We start from the raw sequence: 13,549 nt of genomic DNA on the forward strand, positions 1-13,549 counted from the left end.
CCCCGGGCCGTGAATCCGACGAAGCACCGAACCGAGAGAGAACACCATGACCGACCTGTCCCCCCGCACCCTCGTCCTGCTCGGCCACCCGGACCTCGCCCGGTCGCGGATCAACCGGGCCATGGCCGGTGCCGCCCGCGGCCTGGCCCACGTCACCCTGCACGACCTGCACGCCGCCTTTCCCGACCGGCGCCTCGACATCGCGGCCGAACAGCGTCTGGTGAGTGAGAACGAGGTGATCGTGCTGCAGTTCCCCCTGCACTGGTACTCCGTGCCCGGCTTTCTCAAGCAGTGGCTGGACGAGGTCATGACGCGCGGATTCGCCTACGACACCCGCGGACTGCTCACCGACAAGACGCTGCTGGTCGTCACGTCGACCGGCGGGGTCGCCGACGCCTACCGGCCCGGCGCCTTCCACCGCTTCACCATGACCGAACTGCTGCGGCCGCTGGAACAGACCGCTCACCGCATGGGCATGACCTTCGGCCGGCCGCTCGTCCTCCACGACGCACGCGGCGTCAGCGACGACGAACTGGCCGAGCACACCGAGCGGTACCGGAGGCTGCTCATCACCGGCCCCCTCCCCCACCAGGACCTCGACGCACGACCTCCGGTCAGCCCTGCCGCGCGCGGGTGAGGGTGTCGCTCACCCACGCCGGGAAGACGAGCCGCGGGAAGAACCGGCCTTCGATCTCGAAAGGGAGCGAGAAGGTGGGGCTGATGCGCAGTTCCCGATGGACGGTGCGGACGTCGACGCGGGTGTCCGGAAGGTGCCAGGCCGAGCCGAAGGGACCGATCCGGTTGATCCTCGCGTGGATACGGTCTCCGTACACCAGTGCGGCACACCCGTGGTCCTCGGCCCGTTCCGCCGGGACGGACGCGGACCAGCGGCTGAACTCGTCGAGGTAGCCGTGCCGGGACATCTCCCTGAAGGTGATCCGCTCCACGCGCACGGCCGCCGGGCCGTCGAGGAACACCATGAGCTGAGGCACCCCCTTGCGCCGCCGCCAGTGGGCGGGCAGATCCCGGACCACCCGGTCCAGGACACGCAGGACGTCCGCGCGCACCGCGGGATCCAGTGCCCGGAGCTGTCTCAGCATGAATGCGCTCGCGTCGTCCACCTCGCCAGCATCCACGAGCGCGCCCGTCACCTCAACGGCGAGGGCGTGAACGGGTTCGGCGCTCGCACCACCCATGCCGGAGGACCCGGCACTATTGCAGCGGGCCGGGTCCTCCGTGATGTGCGGGCGTTGCTGTTGTTACCAGCCGTGGCGGTCCCGGACCACCCGGAAGCTGCCCACGACGCCGTCGCGGACCTTCACGCCACCGTGGACGAAGTGGGACACGACGCCGTTGGTGGTGCTCCACGGGCCGACCGTGGCGACGGGCGAACCGTTGTCGCAGGTCGCGCCGCGGAAGACCTCGACGGTCCGGCGGCTGTCGTTGCGGACGTTGAAGCTACGCGAACCGAGACCGCTCACCACGGTGATGCAGCCCCAGCTCTGGGCGGAGTACGACCGCTCGTTGAAGTCGATCCGCCCTTCGTACCCACGGCCACCGCGGCCGCCGCCGTCACGGCCGCCACCGTCGCGGCCACCGTCGTCGTCGCCACGGCCACCGTCGTCGCCGCCACGACCGCCGTCGTCGCCGCCACGGCCGCCACCGCCGCCACCGCCGCCGCTGTCGCCGCCACGGCCGCCGCCACCGTTGTCGCCGCCACGGCCGCCGTTGTCGCCGCCACGGCCGCCGTTGTCTCCTCCGTTGCCGGCCACAGCTCCGCCGGCTCCGTTGCCCTTCGCCTGCCCGCTGTCACCGCCCGTGGGGGCGGCCTGGTTGACGGTGGGGGTGGCCGCGGCAGCCGAGGGGACCTCGGGGGCCGAGGCGTAGGTGACGCCCGTGGCGACGAGCGCCGCGGCTGCCGCCGCGCCTGCTGTCATGGCAATTTTGCGCGTGATCATGAGGCTCTTCCCAATCTCTGAGATCTCTGAGTCGTCGACCAATCAGCCAATATCTGACTGAATGAACCGATAATCTCTTTATATGTAATATCAGGCACGCCGGAGACGCACCGGAAGTCGGCCAATTGGGGGTACGACACCCGTTTCCGCAGCTCAGAGCACACTGGCCGAGTATCCAAAGCCGCCTCGAACGGACGCACTTGACGCTTCGTCGGACCGGATACGAGGAGTCTCCGGCGCCCGCCGCCGTCCCGACGCCGACAGGGTCGGCGCGTCACGAACCGGCGGGTCGCCCACTGGTCACCCGACGTCAGGGGTTCGCCGGCGGACGGCGCCGCCCGAGAAGGAGAGCTGACGGGGCGCCAAGCGAAGAGAAGAGACGGCGGTCCGCCGGCGATGGCGGCCCCGGGAATGGCCGACCGAACTCGCAAGCCGCGGAAAGAGGAGATTCAGGAAGCGCGTCGGCCTTTTCAGATGATGGATCTCGCGCGGGGCCGCCGGGCCGGCGGTGCGACACGCCGGCGAAGAGCAGCATTGCGCGGCCAACGCGGAGAGCCTCGAACGGCATGCCGCGCTCGACGGCCGGTCGGCCCTCATCGCCCGCCTCGGCGCCGACCGGTCACCCCGGACGCGGGACGTGCTCGCCACCCTCCAGGCCGACCAGGACGCCGTCGTCACCTGCTCGTCGACGCCGAGCCGAGCCGCTCGCGGCGGCTCGAACCGCCCCTCGATCGCGACACCGCTGCCGGCGAGGGCGGACCCGCTCGACCACGAACGCCTGTCCGCCCGTCAGGCCTCAGTCCTGCGCGGCCCGGCGGGAGCGGAAGGCCGCCGCCTTGACGCGGCCGCGGCACGCGTCCGAGCAGAAGTGGCGCACCGCGTTACGGGAGTTGTCGACGTAGACGCGGTCACATCGCGGTGCCGAGCAGACCCCGAGGCGTCCTGCGAGGTCGCTGCCGATGGCCAGGGCGAGGGCGGTGGCGCATCCGGCGCTCCATCCCACGGAGAGGCTGTCGTCGGCACCGTGGAAGTGAACCTGCCAGGGCTCGCCGTCGACGCGGTCGAGTTGGGGGCGGGCCCCGGTGGTACGCAGCAGGGCGTTGACGAGCTCGGCGGCCCGGTCGGTGCGGTCGGCGTCGACGGCGTCGAACACCTCTCGCATCCGTCCGGCCGTCTGCGCGAGGCAGGTCGCGTGCTCCGGCTCGACCGCGGCGCGGCCGGGGGCCGGCGGCAGCGCGTCGTGAACGGCCCCGGGGAGCCGGTCGCCCCGCGGGGCGGTGTAGGGACGGCCTTGCCGGGCGCCGTCGGTCAGCACGTTCACGAGCGAGACAGCCACATCCAGCAGCGTCACCACGTGACCATCGAACATCACTTGACCGGTCACTCCTTCCCCTTCTACCGTCCATTCCGGTTCGTGCATCACCGACGATAGTCGATTCGTCGGTTACGAGGGTGGGGTGGGTTCTGGTGCGGGGCGGGACACGGTTGCCGCGAGCGGTGCGGCTGTTGGCCGTGGCGCGGGCGGTGAACCGGCTGGGAGCGTTCTCCCTATCGTTTCTCACCGTGCTCGTCACGACGGGGTTCGGGGCCAGTGCCGCCGTCGCCGGATGCGTGAGTGCCGCCTTCGGCGTCGCCACGATCCCCTCCCGCCTGGCCGGCGGACGACTGGCCGACCGGATCGGCCGACGCCGCACGATCGTGCTGGGCCTGACCGGGTGCGCGGTGGCGCAGCTGGGACTCGCCGCCGCCGACAGCCTGGCGAGCGCTGTCTGCTGCGCCGTGCTGCTGGGCCTCGTCTTCGAGATCTACGAACCACCGAGCCAGGCGATGATCGCCGACGTCGTGGCACCGGACGAACAGGTCCGCGCCTACGGCCTGCTGAACGCGGCGCTGGCCGCGGCCGGCATGGGCGCGGGACTTCTGGCGGCGGCCGTGGGCCACTGGGACCTGCGCCGGTTGTTCGTCGTCGACGCCGTCACGTGCCTGCTCTGCGCCCTCGCCGTGCGCCTGCTCCTCCCCGCGGACCGTCGTGTCACGGCGGCGGCCATCGATCAGAGGTCCTCCATCGCCCCGTGGCGCGATCGCGCGCTGCTCCGCATGCTCGCGGCCGGGTCGGCGTTCGCCGTGGTCCACCTCCAGATCATGATCATGCTCCCGCTCGCCCTGGTCCGCGAAGGACTGCGCCCCGCCGACGCCGGTCTGTTGTTCACCGCCTCGGCACTCACCGTCACGGCGGGACAGCCGCTGATGCGGTGGCGGCGGCTCGCCGCCCTCTCCACGCCCGTCGCCCTGACCGTCGGTCACCTGCTGTCGGCGCTGGGGCTGGCCGGGTACGCGTTCGCCCACAGCCTGCCGGCCTACCTGACGTCCACCGTGGTGTGGAGCATGGGAGACCTGCTCCTCGTCGGCCGCGCCCACGCGGTCGTGGCGAGCCTGGCCCCGCCCGGCGGCACCGGGCGCTATCTGGCGGTCTACGGCACCAGTTGGGGCATCGCGGGTGTCGCCGCCCCCCTGGCGGGGACGCAACTGCTCCAACACGCCGGACCAGCGGGCTTGTGGAGTGTGATGGCGCTCGCGTGCCTGCTGCTCGCGGCCCTGCAACCCGTCCTGGTCCGGGCCGCCGCTCCCCCGGTTGCGCACGATGAACTTCGTTCGGCGGCGACCGGGTTGACACACGGATCGGCTCACTGACCAGTACGGACACCGGCGGCCGCCTTCCCGCGTCCCCCGGCCGGGTGGGCCGCCTGGACCACCGCCCCCTCCGGCCGAGCCGATCCCGAGCGCGCGGGCCTCCCCCGAGCTCTCGGCTTCGCCCCGCCCCCCGTCTCCTCACGTACCGTCACGGGCCACGCGGGGTCGGCCCGACGGGAGACCGGGGCCAGGATGTCGAAGGGTCCATCCGGAAGACGATCAAGGATCACCTACCATCCAGCCATGGGTGCCCTGAGTAGATATCAGAGGGTATGGCTTGCCGTGCGGCGTCGGGATCCCGTGCTGCTGTCCCCCCTCGTGCTGACAGCCGTGATCGGCGTCCTGGCCGTCCTCACGCCGCATGACGTCCCCTTCAGCCGCCTGCTTCCGGCAGCACCGGCGCTGGCCGCATCGGTCTGGTCGGTCCGAGCCACCCTCGCCCTGGGCGTGATCTGCCTGCTCCCGGTCGTCGGCTACGCCGTGGTCGTCCCCGACACGGCGAGCCTGTACACCGCGGGCGCGATCGGGGCCGTCACCCTGGCCGCCGTCTACGCCAGCCATCTGCGCCTCCAACGCGAACGCACCCTCGCCCAGGTCCGCGCGGTGGCCGACGCCACCCAGGAGGTTCTCCTCAGACCGGTTCCCGAGCGGGTCGGGAACCTGGAGATCGCGACCCTCTATCTCTCCGCGGCGCCGCAGGCCCGTGTCGGCGGCGACTTCTACGCCGCCGCCGACACCCCTCACGGCCTGCGCCTCGTCCTCGGGGACGTCCGCGGCAAGGGCCTGCGCGCCGTCGGCGTCTCCGCCGCCATCCTCGGTTCCTTCTACGAGGCCGCCTACGAGTCCGCCGACCTGTCGCAGCTCGCACACCGCCTTGACACCACGCTCACCCGGTACGACATCGCCGTCCCCGCCGAGGACACCCCGGAGCGATTCGCCACGGTCGTCATCGTCGAGTTCCCGCCGACCGGCACGCACGTCTCGGTCCTCAGCTGCGGGCACCCGCCGCCCCTCCTCATCCGCGACGGCGCCACCCTGGCCATCGAGCCCGCGGCGCCCTCGCCGCCGGTCAACCTCGCCGCGCTCATCGGCTGCGAGTACCACGTCGACCGGATCCCCTTCACCCGCGGTGACCTGCTGCTGCTCTACACCGACGGCGTCACCGAAACCCGCGACGCCGACGGCGACTTCTTCCCCCTCACCGCCTGGACGGCGCACACCGCCGCCGACTCCCCCTCGGCGCTCCTCCGGACCCTCCATCAAGCCCTCGTGCGCCACAGCGACGGCCACCTCGACGACGACATCGCCTGCGTGGCCATCCTCAACGCCCCGCCTCACCACGGTCCCTGATCCGTCCTCCGGCGGTCTCCGGTGTCCCGGTGGAGATGCCGGAGAACCCGGCCCGATTGCAGCGGGCCGGGTTCTCCGTGCGGTGCGGACGTCGCCTGTGAGGGCTAGTCGCGGTCGCCGCCGAAGCCGCCACCGTCGCCGCCGCCGTAGCCGCCACCGTCGCCGCCGCCGTAGCCGCCGCCGTCGCCGCCACGGTCGCCACCGCGGCCGCCGCCACCGAAGCCACCGCCGTAGCCACCGCCGTGGTGGTCCTCGACGACACGGAAGCTGCCCACGACGCCGTCCCTGACCTTCACGCCACCGTGGACGCGGAAGGGCACGATGCCGTTGCTGGTGCTCCACGGGCCGACCGTGGCAAGCGGCGAACCGTTGTCACAGGTGGCACCACGGAAGACCTCGACGGTCTTGTGGCTGTCGTTGCGCACGTTGAAGCTGCGCGAACCGAGACCGCTCACCACGGTGATGCAGCCCCAGGAGCGAGCGGAGTAGGACCGCTCGTTGAAGTCGATCCGACCCTCGTAGTGGCGACGGCCACCGCGGTCGCCTCCGCCTCCGCCTCCTCCTTCGTTACCCTTCGACTGGCCGGTGTTCCCGTCCTTGCCCTTCGACTGCCCGTTGTCGCCGCCCGAGGGGGCGATCTGGTTGACGGTGGGCGTAGCCGTGGGGGCTGCAGTGGCCGAGGCGTAGGTGACGCCCGTGGCGACGAGGGCCGTAGCGGCCGCAACGGCGGCAGTCACGGCAATGTTGCGCGTGGTCATGTCACTCTTCCCTATCTCTGAGACGTCGGCCAAGCAGCCGATCTGTGGTTGAAAATACCGATAATCCCTTTATCCGCCGTATTGGACACGCGGAAGATCTGGAGTCAGCAATCCGATTGGGCGTACGCGACAGCGGTCCGGCGCACTCGGACCGCCGCTCGGAACAGGTCCGAACGCGCGTAAAAGTGGCCTGTGACCTGCGCATTGCGCACTTCGTCGGCGTGAAAGCCGTGGTTCTGCCCCACTTCGGACGGGGCCCGGCAGAACCCGGGCCGATCCGCAAAACCCACGGCCGAGGCCGCAGCCCGGGACAAGCCGAAGCCGCAGCCCATGACAAAGGGAGCCCCCGCGTGATGCGTGCCGCTGTCGGCCTACGCATCACACGGGGACGTCGGACCACTGGTGGGACTCACGATGCGATGACACGCACTCAACCCGGAGGCCGCCCGCACGCCCCACCGCCGAACACCCCACGCGAACACCGCCGCGCGCCGACGTACGGCTGACGCCGATGGGTGAGCCGGTGCGCGCGCTCCCGCACGGGGCGGCTCCTCCGTCGGCGGCGGATCCGTTCCGGCAGCGCGTCGAGTTGCTCGCCGCGCGGTTCCGCACGGTCGCCGCGGGGGCCGGGTACCGGGAGGCGCTGGTCATGGTCGGCCTGACACAGGTCGCCGCACGGTCAGCGGCCGGGAAGCGCTCGTGGTGGTCGGCCTGACACAGGTCGCCGCACAGTCGGCGGCCGGGAAGCGCTCGTGGTGGTCGGCCTGACACGGGTCGCCGCACGGTCGGCGCGGCCGGGAGGCCGGGCATCCGCCACCCACGCGCGGGATCCCCGCGCGGCCGTCTCCCACAGATGGGCCGGCCCTGACCCCGCTCGACGACCGAGGCGACCCCGTCCCGCCGTCGGGCAGGTCGGCCGGCGCGTCGGTGGCCGTGGCCATACCGCTCGAAGCGGTCCGCCGGGACAGCCCGCCCGTGTCCGCGTGACGCGGACCGCGTAGTCAAGTGACGTCGCCTTCCGGCCGGTTGCTCGAGGAGCAACCGGCGCGACGGGGTACGTCAGTCCTGGGTGAGGTGGCCCTCGACCAGGCGCGGCAGCCCCAGGGGGTTGTCCGCGGCGAGGGCGTCCGGCAGCAACGCGTCGGGGAAACCCTGGTAGGTGACGGGACGCAGGAAGCGGTCGATGGACGTCATACCGACCGAGGTGAAGCGGCTGTCGGTGGTGGCCGGGAAGGGTCCGCCGTGGATGGTCGCGTCACCGACCTCCTGCGGGTGGGCGAACGCGTTCACCACGATCCGGCCGGTACGCCGTTCCAGGATCGGCAGCAGGCGTGCCGCGTCGCCGTGGTCGGCCTCGTCCAGGTGCATCGTCGCCGACAGCTGACCGCGGAACGTCGCGGCCACCTCGAGGAGTTGGGCCATGTCCGTCAGGCGTACCAGCAGTGCCGCCGGTCCGAAGACCTCCTCGGCCAGTCCGGGATCCGCCAGGAACCGCTCGCCGTCGACCTCCAGCAGCCGCGAGCGGCCCTCCCAGGGGCCCTGGGGCTCCGGGCCCTCGGTGAGGGTGTCGGCGCCGGACTCGCTCAGTCGCCGCGCACCCTGGTCGTACGCGTCGTGGATACCCGGGGTCAGCATGGTGCGCGCGCCCATGGCGTTCACCCGTGCCGCGGCCGCCTCCCGCATCCCGGCGTAACCCGGGCCGTCGACAGCGAGCAGGACGGCGGGCTTCAGGCAGGCCTGGCCGACGTTGACGAGCATGCGCTCGGCGAACCCGTCTCCGGTCTCGGCGCCGCGCGCCGCGAGCGCCGCGGGCAGGACGAAGGTGGGATTGACGCTGGTCATCTCGGCGAAGACCGGGATCGGGTCGGGACGCAGCTGAGCCCGCCGGTACAGCGCCATGCCACCACGCTCGGAACCGGTGAAGGTCACCGCCTTGATCAGCGGGTGGTCCACCAGTGCCTCACCGATCTCGTTGCCCGCGCCTCGCACCATGGAGAACACCCCCTCGTGCAGCCCTGAGTCGATGACCGCGCCGCGGATGGCGCGCGCCTGGAGCTCCGAGGCGCCCGGGTGGGCGTTGTGGGCCTTGAGGACGACCGGGGCGCCCGCCGCCAGCGCGGAGGCGGTGTCGCCGCCGGCGACGGAGTAGGAGATGGGGAAGTTGCTCGCGCCGAAGATGGCGACCGGCCCGATGGCGATCTTCTGCAGGCGGTGGTCCATCCGCGGCCGCGGCTGCCGCTCGGGCTGCGCCGGGTCGATGGCGGCGTCGCGGAAGCGGCCCGCGCGGACCACGTCGGCGAACTGCCGGAACTGGGAGGCGGCCTTGGCCGCCTCTCCCTGGAGTTGCGCCACGGGCAGGCCGGTCTCCAGCGCGGCCCGCTCGGCCAGCTCCTGGTTGATCCCGTCCAGCCGGTCCGCGATCAGGTCGAGGAACGCGGCGCGTTCCTTCGGGCCGGTGCGGTTGTAGCTGTCGAAGGCGTCGTCCGCCAGACGCGCGGCACGGTCGACCTCGGCGGGGCCGCCGAAGGCGAACTCCGGTCCGATGTACTCCCCCGTCGCGGGGTCGAGTGCCTTCATCGTGCCGGCGGATGCCGGGACGTTCGACGAACCGATCAGCAGGTGTCCGGTCAGGGTCATCTCAGTGGTCTCCGTTCTCCAGCGTCCGCAGGAGTTCCGTGGTGGTGGTGATGGTGTGGGCGTAGGTGGGGCCGTTGAGTTCGTGGGCGGCGTGCATCATCTCGGGCATGAACGCGGCGGTGGCGTCGCGGACGAGGGTCACGTGGTAGCCGAGCTCCATCGCGTAGCGGCTGGTGGACTCGATGCACGTGTTGGCGAGCAGGCCGATGACGATCACATGGGTGATGCCGTGCTGCTTGAGCCGGAAGTCCAGATCGGTGTTGGCGAAACCGCTCTGCGCCCAGTGCTCCTGCACGATCACGTCACCGTCGGCGGGCTGAAGATCCTGGTGGAACTCGCCGCCCCAGGTGCCGCGCGCGAAGCTGTGGCGCTCCTGCACCAGCCGCTGGGTGGGGTTGGGGTGGTCCCAGTCCTCATAGTCGCCCTCCTGCCAGCGGCGGTGCGGGACGAAGGCGATCCGCAGCTCCGCCCGGCGGCCCGCGGCGACGACGGCGCGCAGGTTGTCCAGCAGACCGACGTCGGTTGCCACCTGCCGGACGGCGGGCCAGATCTTGCCGCCCTCCGACAGGAAGTCGTTGTAGGGATCGACCAGCAGAACCGCGGTGCGGGTGGGGTCGTAGGTGTCCGTCATGGTGCGTCCTTCTCGATGTTTCCTGTTCCAGTTTGGATGACTGCCATCATCCACATTCAGGATGTTGTCCATCATCCTCAAAGTCAAGGTGAGCTACCCCGCACGCACCCTGAACGGGTTCATCTGTATGATTCCCATCATCCACATTCTCCGACGCCGGCCCTCTTCCGCACCCCGGTACGGAGGCGGCGGAGCATCGAAGACCAGTGAGGAACCCATGAATCCGGATGAACTGCGCAAGAACCTGGTCGGCGCCTGGCGCCTGGTGTCGTACCGGGCCACCGCCGTCGACGACGGCGAGGTCGTCGAGCCCTTCGGCCCGCGACCCCAGGGCCTGATCACGTACACACCCGGCGGTCACATGTCGGCCCAGATCATGCGTCCACTGCGGCCCCGCTTCCGCCGCGGGCGCCTCGAGGAGGGGCTGCCCGGGGAACTGGCCGCGGCGGCCACCGGCTACCTGGCCTACGCCGGGACCTACGAAGTCCCGGAGGACGACTTCGTGGTCCACCACGTCGAGCTCAGCCTGTTTCCCAACTGGGTGGGCACCACCCTGGCCAGGGTCGCCGACCAGGACGGTGACCGACTCCGGCTGTCCTTGCCCGAGCCCGCCCTGATCTGGGGCGCCCGCCGCACGGGTGTGCTCGTCTGGGAGCGCGCACGGTGACGTCCGCTCCGCCGGGGCCGGCCCGGCCGCCCGGAGGCCGATCCGAACAGGGGATATGATGTCCGTCATCCACATTTGATCGGTGCGGCTTGTCGTCGCAGATCGGGAGGTCTTGCCATGGGTCACTCCCAGGCGGCCAAGGCGGAGTCGCGTGACCGGGTCCTGCGGATCACCGCCCGCCGCATCCGCGAGGAAGGGCTGACCCGGCCCGGCGTCGCCGAGCTGATGAACGAGGCCGGTCTGACGCACGGCGGGTTCTACAAGCACTTCTCCTCGCGCGACGACCTGATGCGTCAGGCCGCCGCCCTCGCTCTGGTCGACGGGGAGACCAAGATGGCGCGGGCCGCCCGTCGCAACCGCGAGGAGCCCCGCACAGGACTGATCGACTCCTACCTCAGCGCCCGCCACCGTGACGCTCCGGGAACGGGCTGTGCCGTGGTGTCGCTCGGCGCCGCGGCGGGACGCGGCGAGGCCGAGATGAAGGAGGCGTACGAGAAGCAGGTGCGCGGCTATCTCGAGCTCATCAGCGGGACGGCGGACGGCGACGACTCCGACGAGGCGCGGGCGGACGCCATGCTCACCCTGAGCGCGATGGTCGGCGCGCTGCTGATGTCACGGGCGGTCGCCGACCCCGAGCTCTCCGATCAGCTTCTGCGGACGGTCGCCGCGCGGCTCAAGGGCGCGCCCGCGGAGTCCTGACCCCACGCGTCCCCTGCCGGGGAACCGGCACCGTGACCTACCCGGGCGCCCGTCACCCGCGCCCGGTAGCCCCACCGCGGGGAGACCGAGCCCGCGCCGCGGGGGAACGGCACGACCGGGTGGGGTCCGCCCCCTCGCGCCCTGCCCGCCCCTTCGAGGCGGACAGGCGGGCGGCGTCCGGTACGGTCCGCCGCGCCACCCGGCCGAGGATCTCGCGCGTACGGCGCGTACGGCGCGTACGGCGCGTACGGCGCGTACGGCGCGTACGGCGCGTACGGCGCGTACGGCGCGTACGGCGCGTACGGCGCGTACGGCGCGTACGGCAGCGCGGCGAGGCCGTACCCGACTCCGCCCGGCCGCCCGCCAACCCACCGGAACGGGGCCGACACGACACGGCCGCCACTCAGCCACTCAGGCGCTCACCCACTCAGCCGCTCGCGGTCGCGCTCTACGACGGACGGCGCGTGTGACGCACGGACGCGCCCGGGGGCACCGAAGGCACAGGCGGCACCCCCTCCGGAACGTCCGGGCCGGTTCGCGATTGCCTGGTGATAGTCGTGGGCGTGGCGGGCCGGCACGGCGGCCCGGACGAGGAGGGCCGGGTCGGCGGTGCCGGTGGCGGCCGGGCCGCCAGGTGGCGACGCGCAGCGGGTCGCCGCGGCGGCGGGCACCACGGGCCTCGACGCGTGCGGCCTGGTCCGGTAAAAGGGTCCGGCGGCGCAGGACCGGCAGTCCGGCCCGCGGTACCTCGCCGTACAGGGGGTGGGCCAGCGTCACGGTGACGCGCCGCCGGTCCTGGACGACGCGGATCAGTCCCGCCCGTTCCAGGGCCGTCAGCGTCCGCGGCGGAGCGAGGGACTCGGCATCGGCGAGCGGCAACGGCTCGCACAGCGCGAGGCGTTCCAGGACGGGACGTCCGGCGCGGGCGGCGGTGTCCAGCCGGGTTCCGACCACTTCGGCCGGCCGCGCGGTGCCCGGCAGCCGGCCCTCGCGCAGGTGCCAGATCTCCCCGTCCTCGGTCAGGTCCCCGGCGGTCAGCGCACCGAGCACCAGTTCGCGCAGGTACAGCACGTCGCCCCCGCTCGCGACCGACAGTTCGTGCACCGTGCACCGTGCGACGGTCGACCGGTCCCCCGAGCACGGCCCGCAGCAGCGCCTCGGTCCGCTCCGGGGCCAGTACGGTCAGGTCGACCCGGGAGACCTCGTCCCCGCCGCGCAGCGCCGTGACCGCCCTGCCATGCGGCTCACCGGTGCGGGCGGTGCCGATCAGCAGGACCGCGCCGGCGTCCATCAGCTTCCGCAACAGCACCGCGGAAGCCGCGTCCAGCAGATGCGCGTCTTCGACCAGCCGCACCCACCGTCGTTGCCCCGGCCCGGCGGCCAGTCCGCTCACGACGGTGGCGAACCCGGCCACCGGGTCGGACAGGTCCACCCCGGCGGGCAGCAGATGCGCGATCGCCCCTCAGGGGCACCGCGCCCGCGGCAGCGCTCGCGGTGGCCCGCCCCACCCGGAAACCCGCGGCCGCGGCCCTGTCCAGACACTCCTCCACCGGCCGGGACTTGCCCACCCCGGCCGGACCGCCCACCACGAACCCCCGGCGTTCCGGGTTCGCCAGCGCCACCGGCGAAGGCTTCGAGTTCCGGCCCGCGCCCCACCAGCGGCCATCGACCCACCCGATCCCGCCTCCCGGCTCCCACGGGCAGGACAAGACACGTGGGCACCCCGACGAGCGCCCCGGCAGCACTCCAACGCGGCACCGCACACCCGCCCGGCACCCCGCATGACGCGTTTGACGCCCTGTCAGCCCAGGAAGGTGCCGTGCCGGCGGCCAACCGGCTCTCCGCCCCTTCTCCGGGAAGCCCGCCGCGTGTGTGCCGCCCAGATCCACGGCGCTCGTGCCCACGGCGCTCGTGCCCACGGCGCCCATGTACACGGCGCCCATGTACACGTCGCCCACGTCCACAGCGCTCGTGCCCACGGCACCCGTGGCACGGCACCCGTGGCACGTCACTGCCGTCCGCCGGCTTCGGGCGCGGGGATTCCCGTCGCCGGGCAGCGCTACGCCGTGGGGCCGGACCGGGTTCCGGTCCGGCCCCACCGCGGCCGGGCGACGTGGGCGTGCGCGTCAACCGCCCGCGGACGGTGAGGGGTCGGGCC

At 72.4% G+C, this 13,549-nt stretch carries 13 protein-coding genes; 6 read left to right on the forward strand and 7 right to left on the reverse strand.

Annotation, left to right across the window (positions count from 1 at the left end; genetic code table 11):
- Positions 1–46: 46 nt before the first annotated feature.
- On the forward strand, positions 47–637 hold the full coding sequence (locus ACFVTC_RS20315) for an NAD(P)H-dependent oxidoreductase (protein WP_390128812.1): 591 nt from the start codon (positions 47–49) through the stop codon (positions 635–637).
- Here ACFVTC_RS20315 and ACFVTC_RS20320 read toward each other — a convergent pair.
- From ACFVTC_RS20320 to ACFVTC_RS20330, 3 genes are all read right to left on the reverse strand, one after another.
- Positions 615–1,121: a hypothetical protein gene (locus ACFVTC_RS20320; RefSeq protein ID WP_390128814.1), complete on the reverse strand. Its 507-nt coding sequence runs from the start codon at positions 1,119–1,121 to the stop codon at positions 615–617. The two genes, ACFVTC_RS20315 and ACFVTC_RS20320, sit on opposite strands and share 23 nt — an antisense overlap.
- Before the next feature lie 138 nt (positions 1,122–1,259).
- The gene (locus tag ACFVTC_RS20325; RefSeq protein WP_390128815.1) at positions 1,260–1,937 is read right to left on the reverse strand and encodes a hypothetical protein; all 678 of its coding nucleotides are present in this window, start codon (positions 1,935–1,937) and stop codon (positions 1,260–1,262) included.
- Between the two features lie 817 nt (positions 1,938–2,754).
- Positions 2,755–3,327: a CGNR zinc finger domain-containing protein gene (locus tag ACFVTC_RS20330; RefSeq protein WP_390128816.1), complete on the reverse strand. Its 573-nt coding sequence runs from the start codon at positions 3,325–3,327 to the stop codon at positions 2,755–2,757.
- Positions 3,328–3,521: 194 nt separating this feature from the next.
- Between ACFVTC_RS20330 and ACFVTC_RS20335 the strand changes: the two genes are divergently transcribed.
- Both ACFVTC_RS20335 and ACFVTC_RS20340 read left to right on the forward strand, forming a co-directional pair.
- Complete coding sequence (locus ACFVTC_RS20335) at positions 3,522–4,649, forward strand: MFS transporter (RefSeq protein WP_390128818.1); 1,128 nt, start codon at positions 3,522–3,524, stop codon at positions 4,647–4,649.
- A gap of 300 nt (positions 4,650–4,949) precedes the next feature.
- On the forward strand, positions 4,950–5,999 hold the full coding sequence (locus tag ACFVTC_RS20340; RefSeq protein ID WP_390128820.1) for a PP2C family protein-serine/threonine phosphatase: 1,050 nt from the start codon (positions 4,950–4,952) through the stop codon (positions 5,997–5,999).
- 104 nt (positions 6,000–6,103) lie between these two features.
- Here the strand turns inward: ACFVTC_RS20340 and ACFVTC_RS20345 are convergent, their stop codons facing one another.
- Entirely contained in the window at positions 6,104–6,757 is a 654-nt protein-coding gene (locus ACFVTC_RS20345; protein WP_390128822.1) for a hypothetical protein, read from the reverse strand.
- 511 nt (positions 6,758–7,268) lie between these two features.
- Between ACFVTC_RS20345 and ACFVTC_RS20350 the strand changes: the two genes are divergently transcribed.
- Positions 7,269–7,472: a hypothetical protein gene (locus tag ACFVTC_RS20350; protein WP_390128824.1), complete on the forward strand. Its 204-nt coding sequence runs from the start codon at positions 7,269–7,271 to the stop codon at positions 7,470–7,472.
- Positions 7,473–7,816: 344 nt separating this feature from the next.
- Here the strand turns inward: ACFVTC_RS20350 and ACFVTC_RS20355 are convergent, their stop codons facing one another.
- Both ACFVTC_RS20355 and ACFVTC_RS20360 read right to left on the reverse strand, forming a co-directional pair.
- Entirely contained in the window at positions 7,817–9,394 is a 1,578-nt protein-coding gene (locus ACFVTC_RS20355; RefSeq protein ID WP_390128825.1) for an aldehyde dehydrogenase (NADP(+)), read from the reverse strand.
- 1 nt (position 9,395) lies between these two features.
- Positions 9,396–10,025, reverse strand: a complete 630-nt coding sequence (locus tag ACFVTC_RS20360; protein WP_329292240.1) for an isochorismatase family cysteine hydrolase — start codon at positions 10,023–10,025, stop codon at positions 9,396–9,398.
- Between the two features lie 217 nt (positions 10,026–10,242).
- Between ACFVTC_RS20360 and ACFVTC_RS20365 the strand changes: the two genes are divergently transcribed.
- The gene (locus ACFVTC_RS20365; RefSeq protein ID WP_390128828.1) at positions 10,243–10,692 is read left to right on the forward strand and encodes a lipocalin-like domain-containing protein; all 450 of its coding nucleotides are present in this window, start codon (positions 10,243–10,245) and stop codon (positions 10,690–10,692) included.
- Positions 10,693–10,809: 117 nt separating this feature from the next.
- Entirely contained in the window at positions 10,810–11,391 is a 582-nt protein-coding gene (locus ACFVTC_RS20370) for a TetR/AcrR family transcriptional regulator (protein WP_390128831.1), read from the forward strand.
- 411 nt (positions 11,392–11,802) lie between these two features.
- On the opposite strand, the gene ACFVTC_RS20375 is transcribed toward ACFVTC_RS20370, so the two are convergent.
- Entirely contained in the window at positions 11,803–12,495 is a 693-nt protein-coding gene (locus ACFVTC_RS20375; protein WP_390128834.1) for a hypothetical protein, read from the reverse strand.
- Positions 12,496–13,549 lie beyond the last annotated feature (1,054 nt).

The sequence above is a fragment of the Streptomyces sp. NPDC057950 genome (genome assembly GCF_042887295.1).
Classification (GTDB): domain Bacteria; phylum Actinomycetota; class Actinomycetes; order Streptomycetales; family Streptomycetaceae; genus Streptomyces; species Streptomyces kaempferi.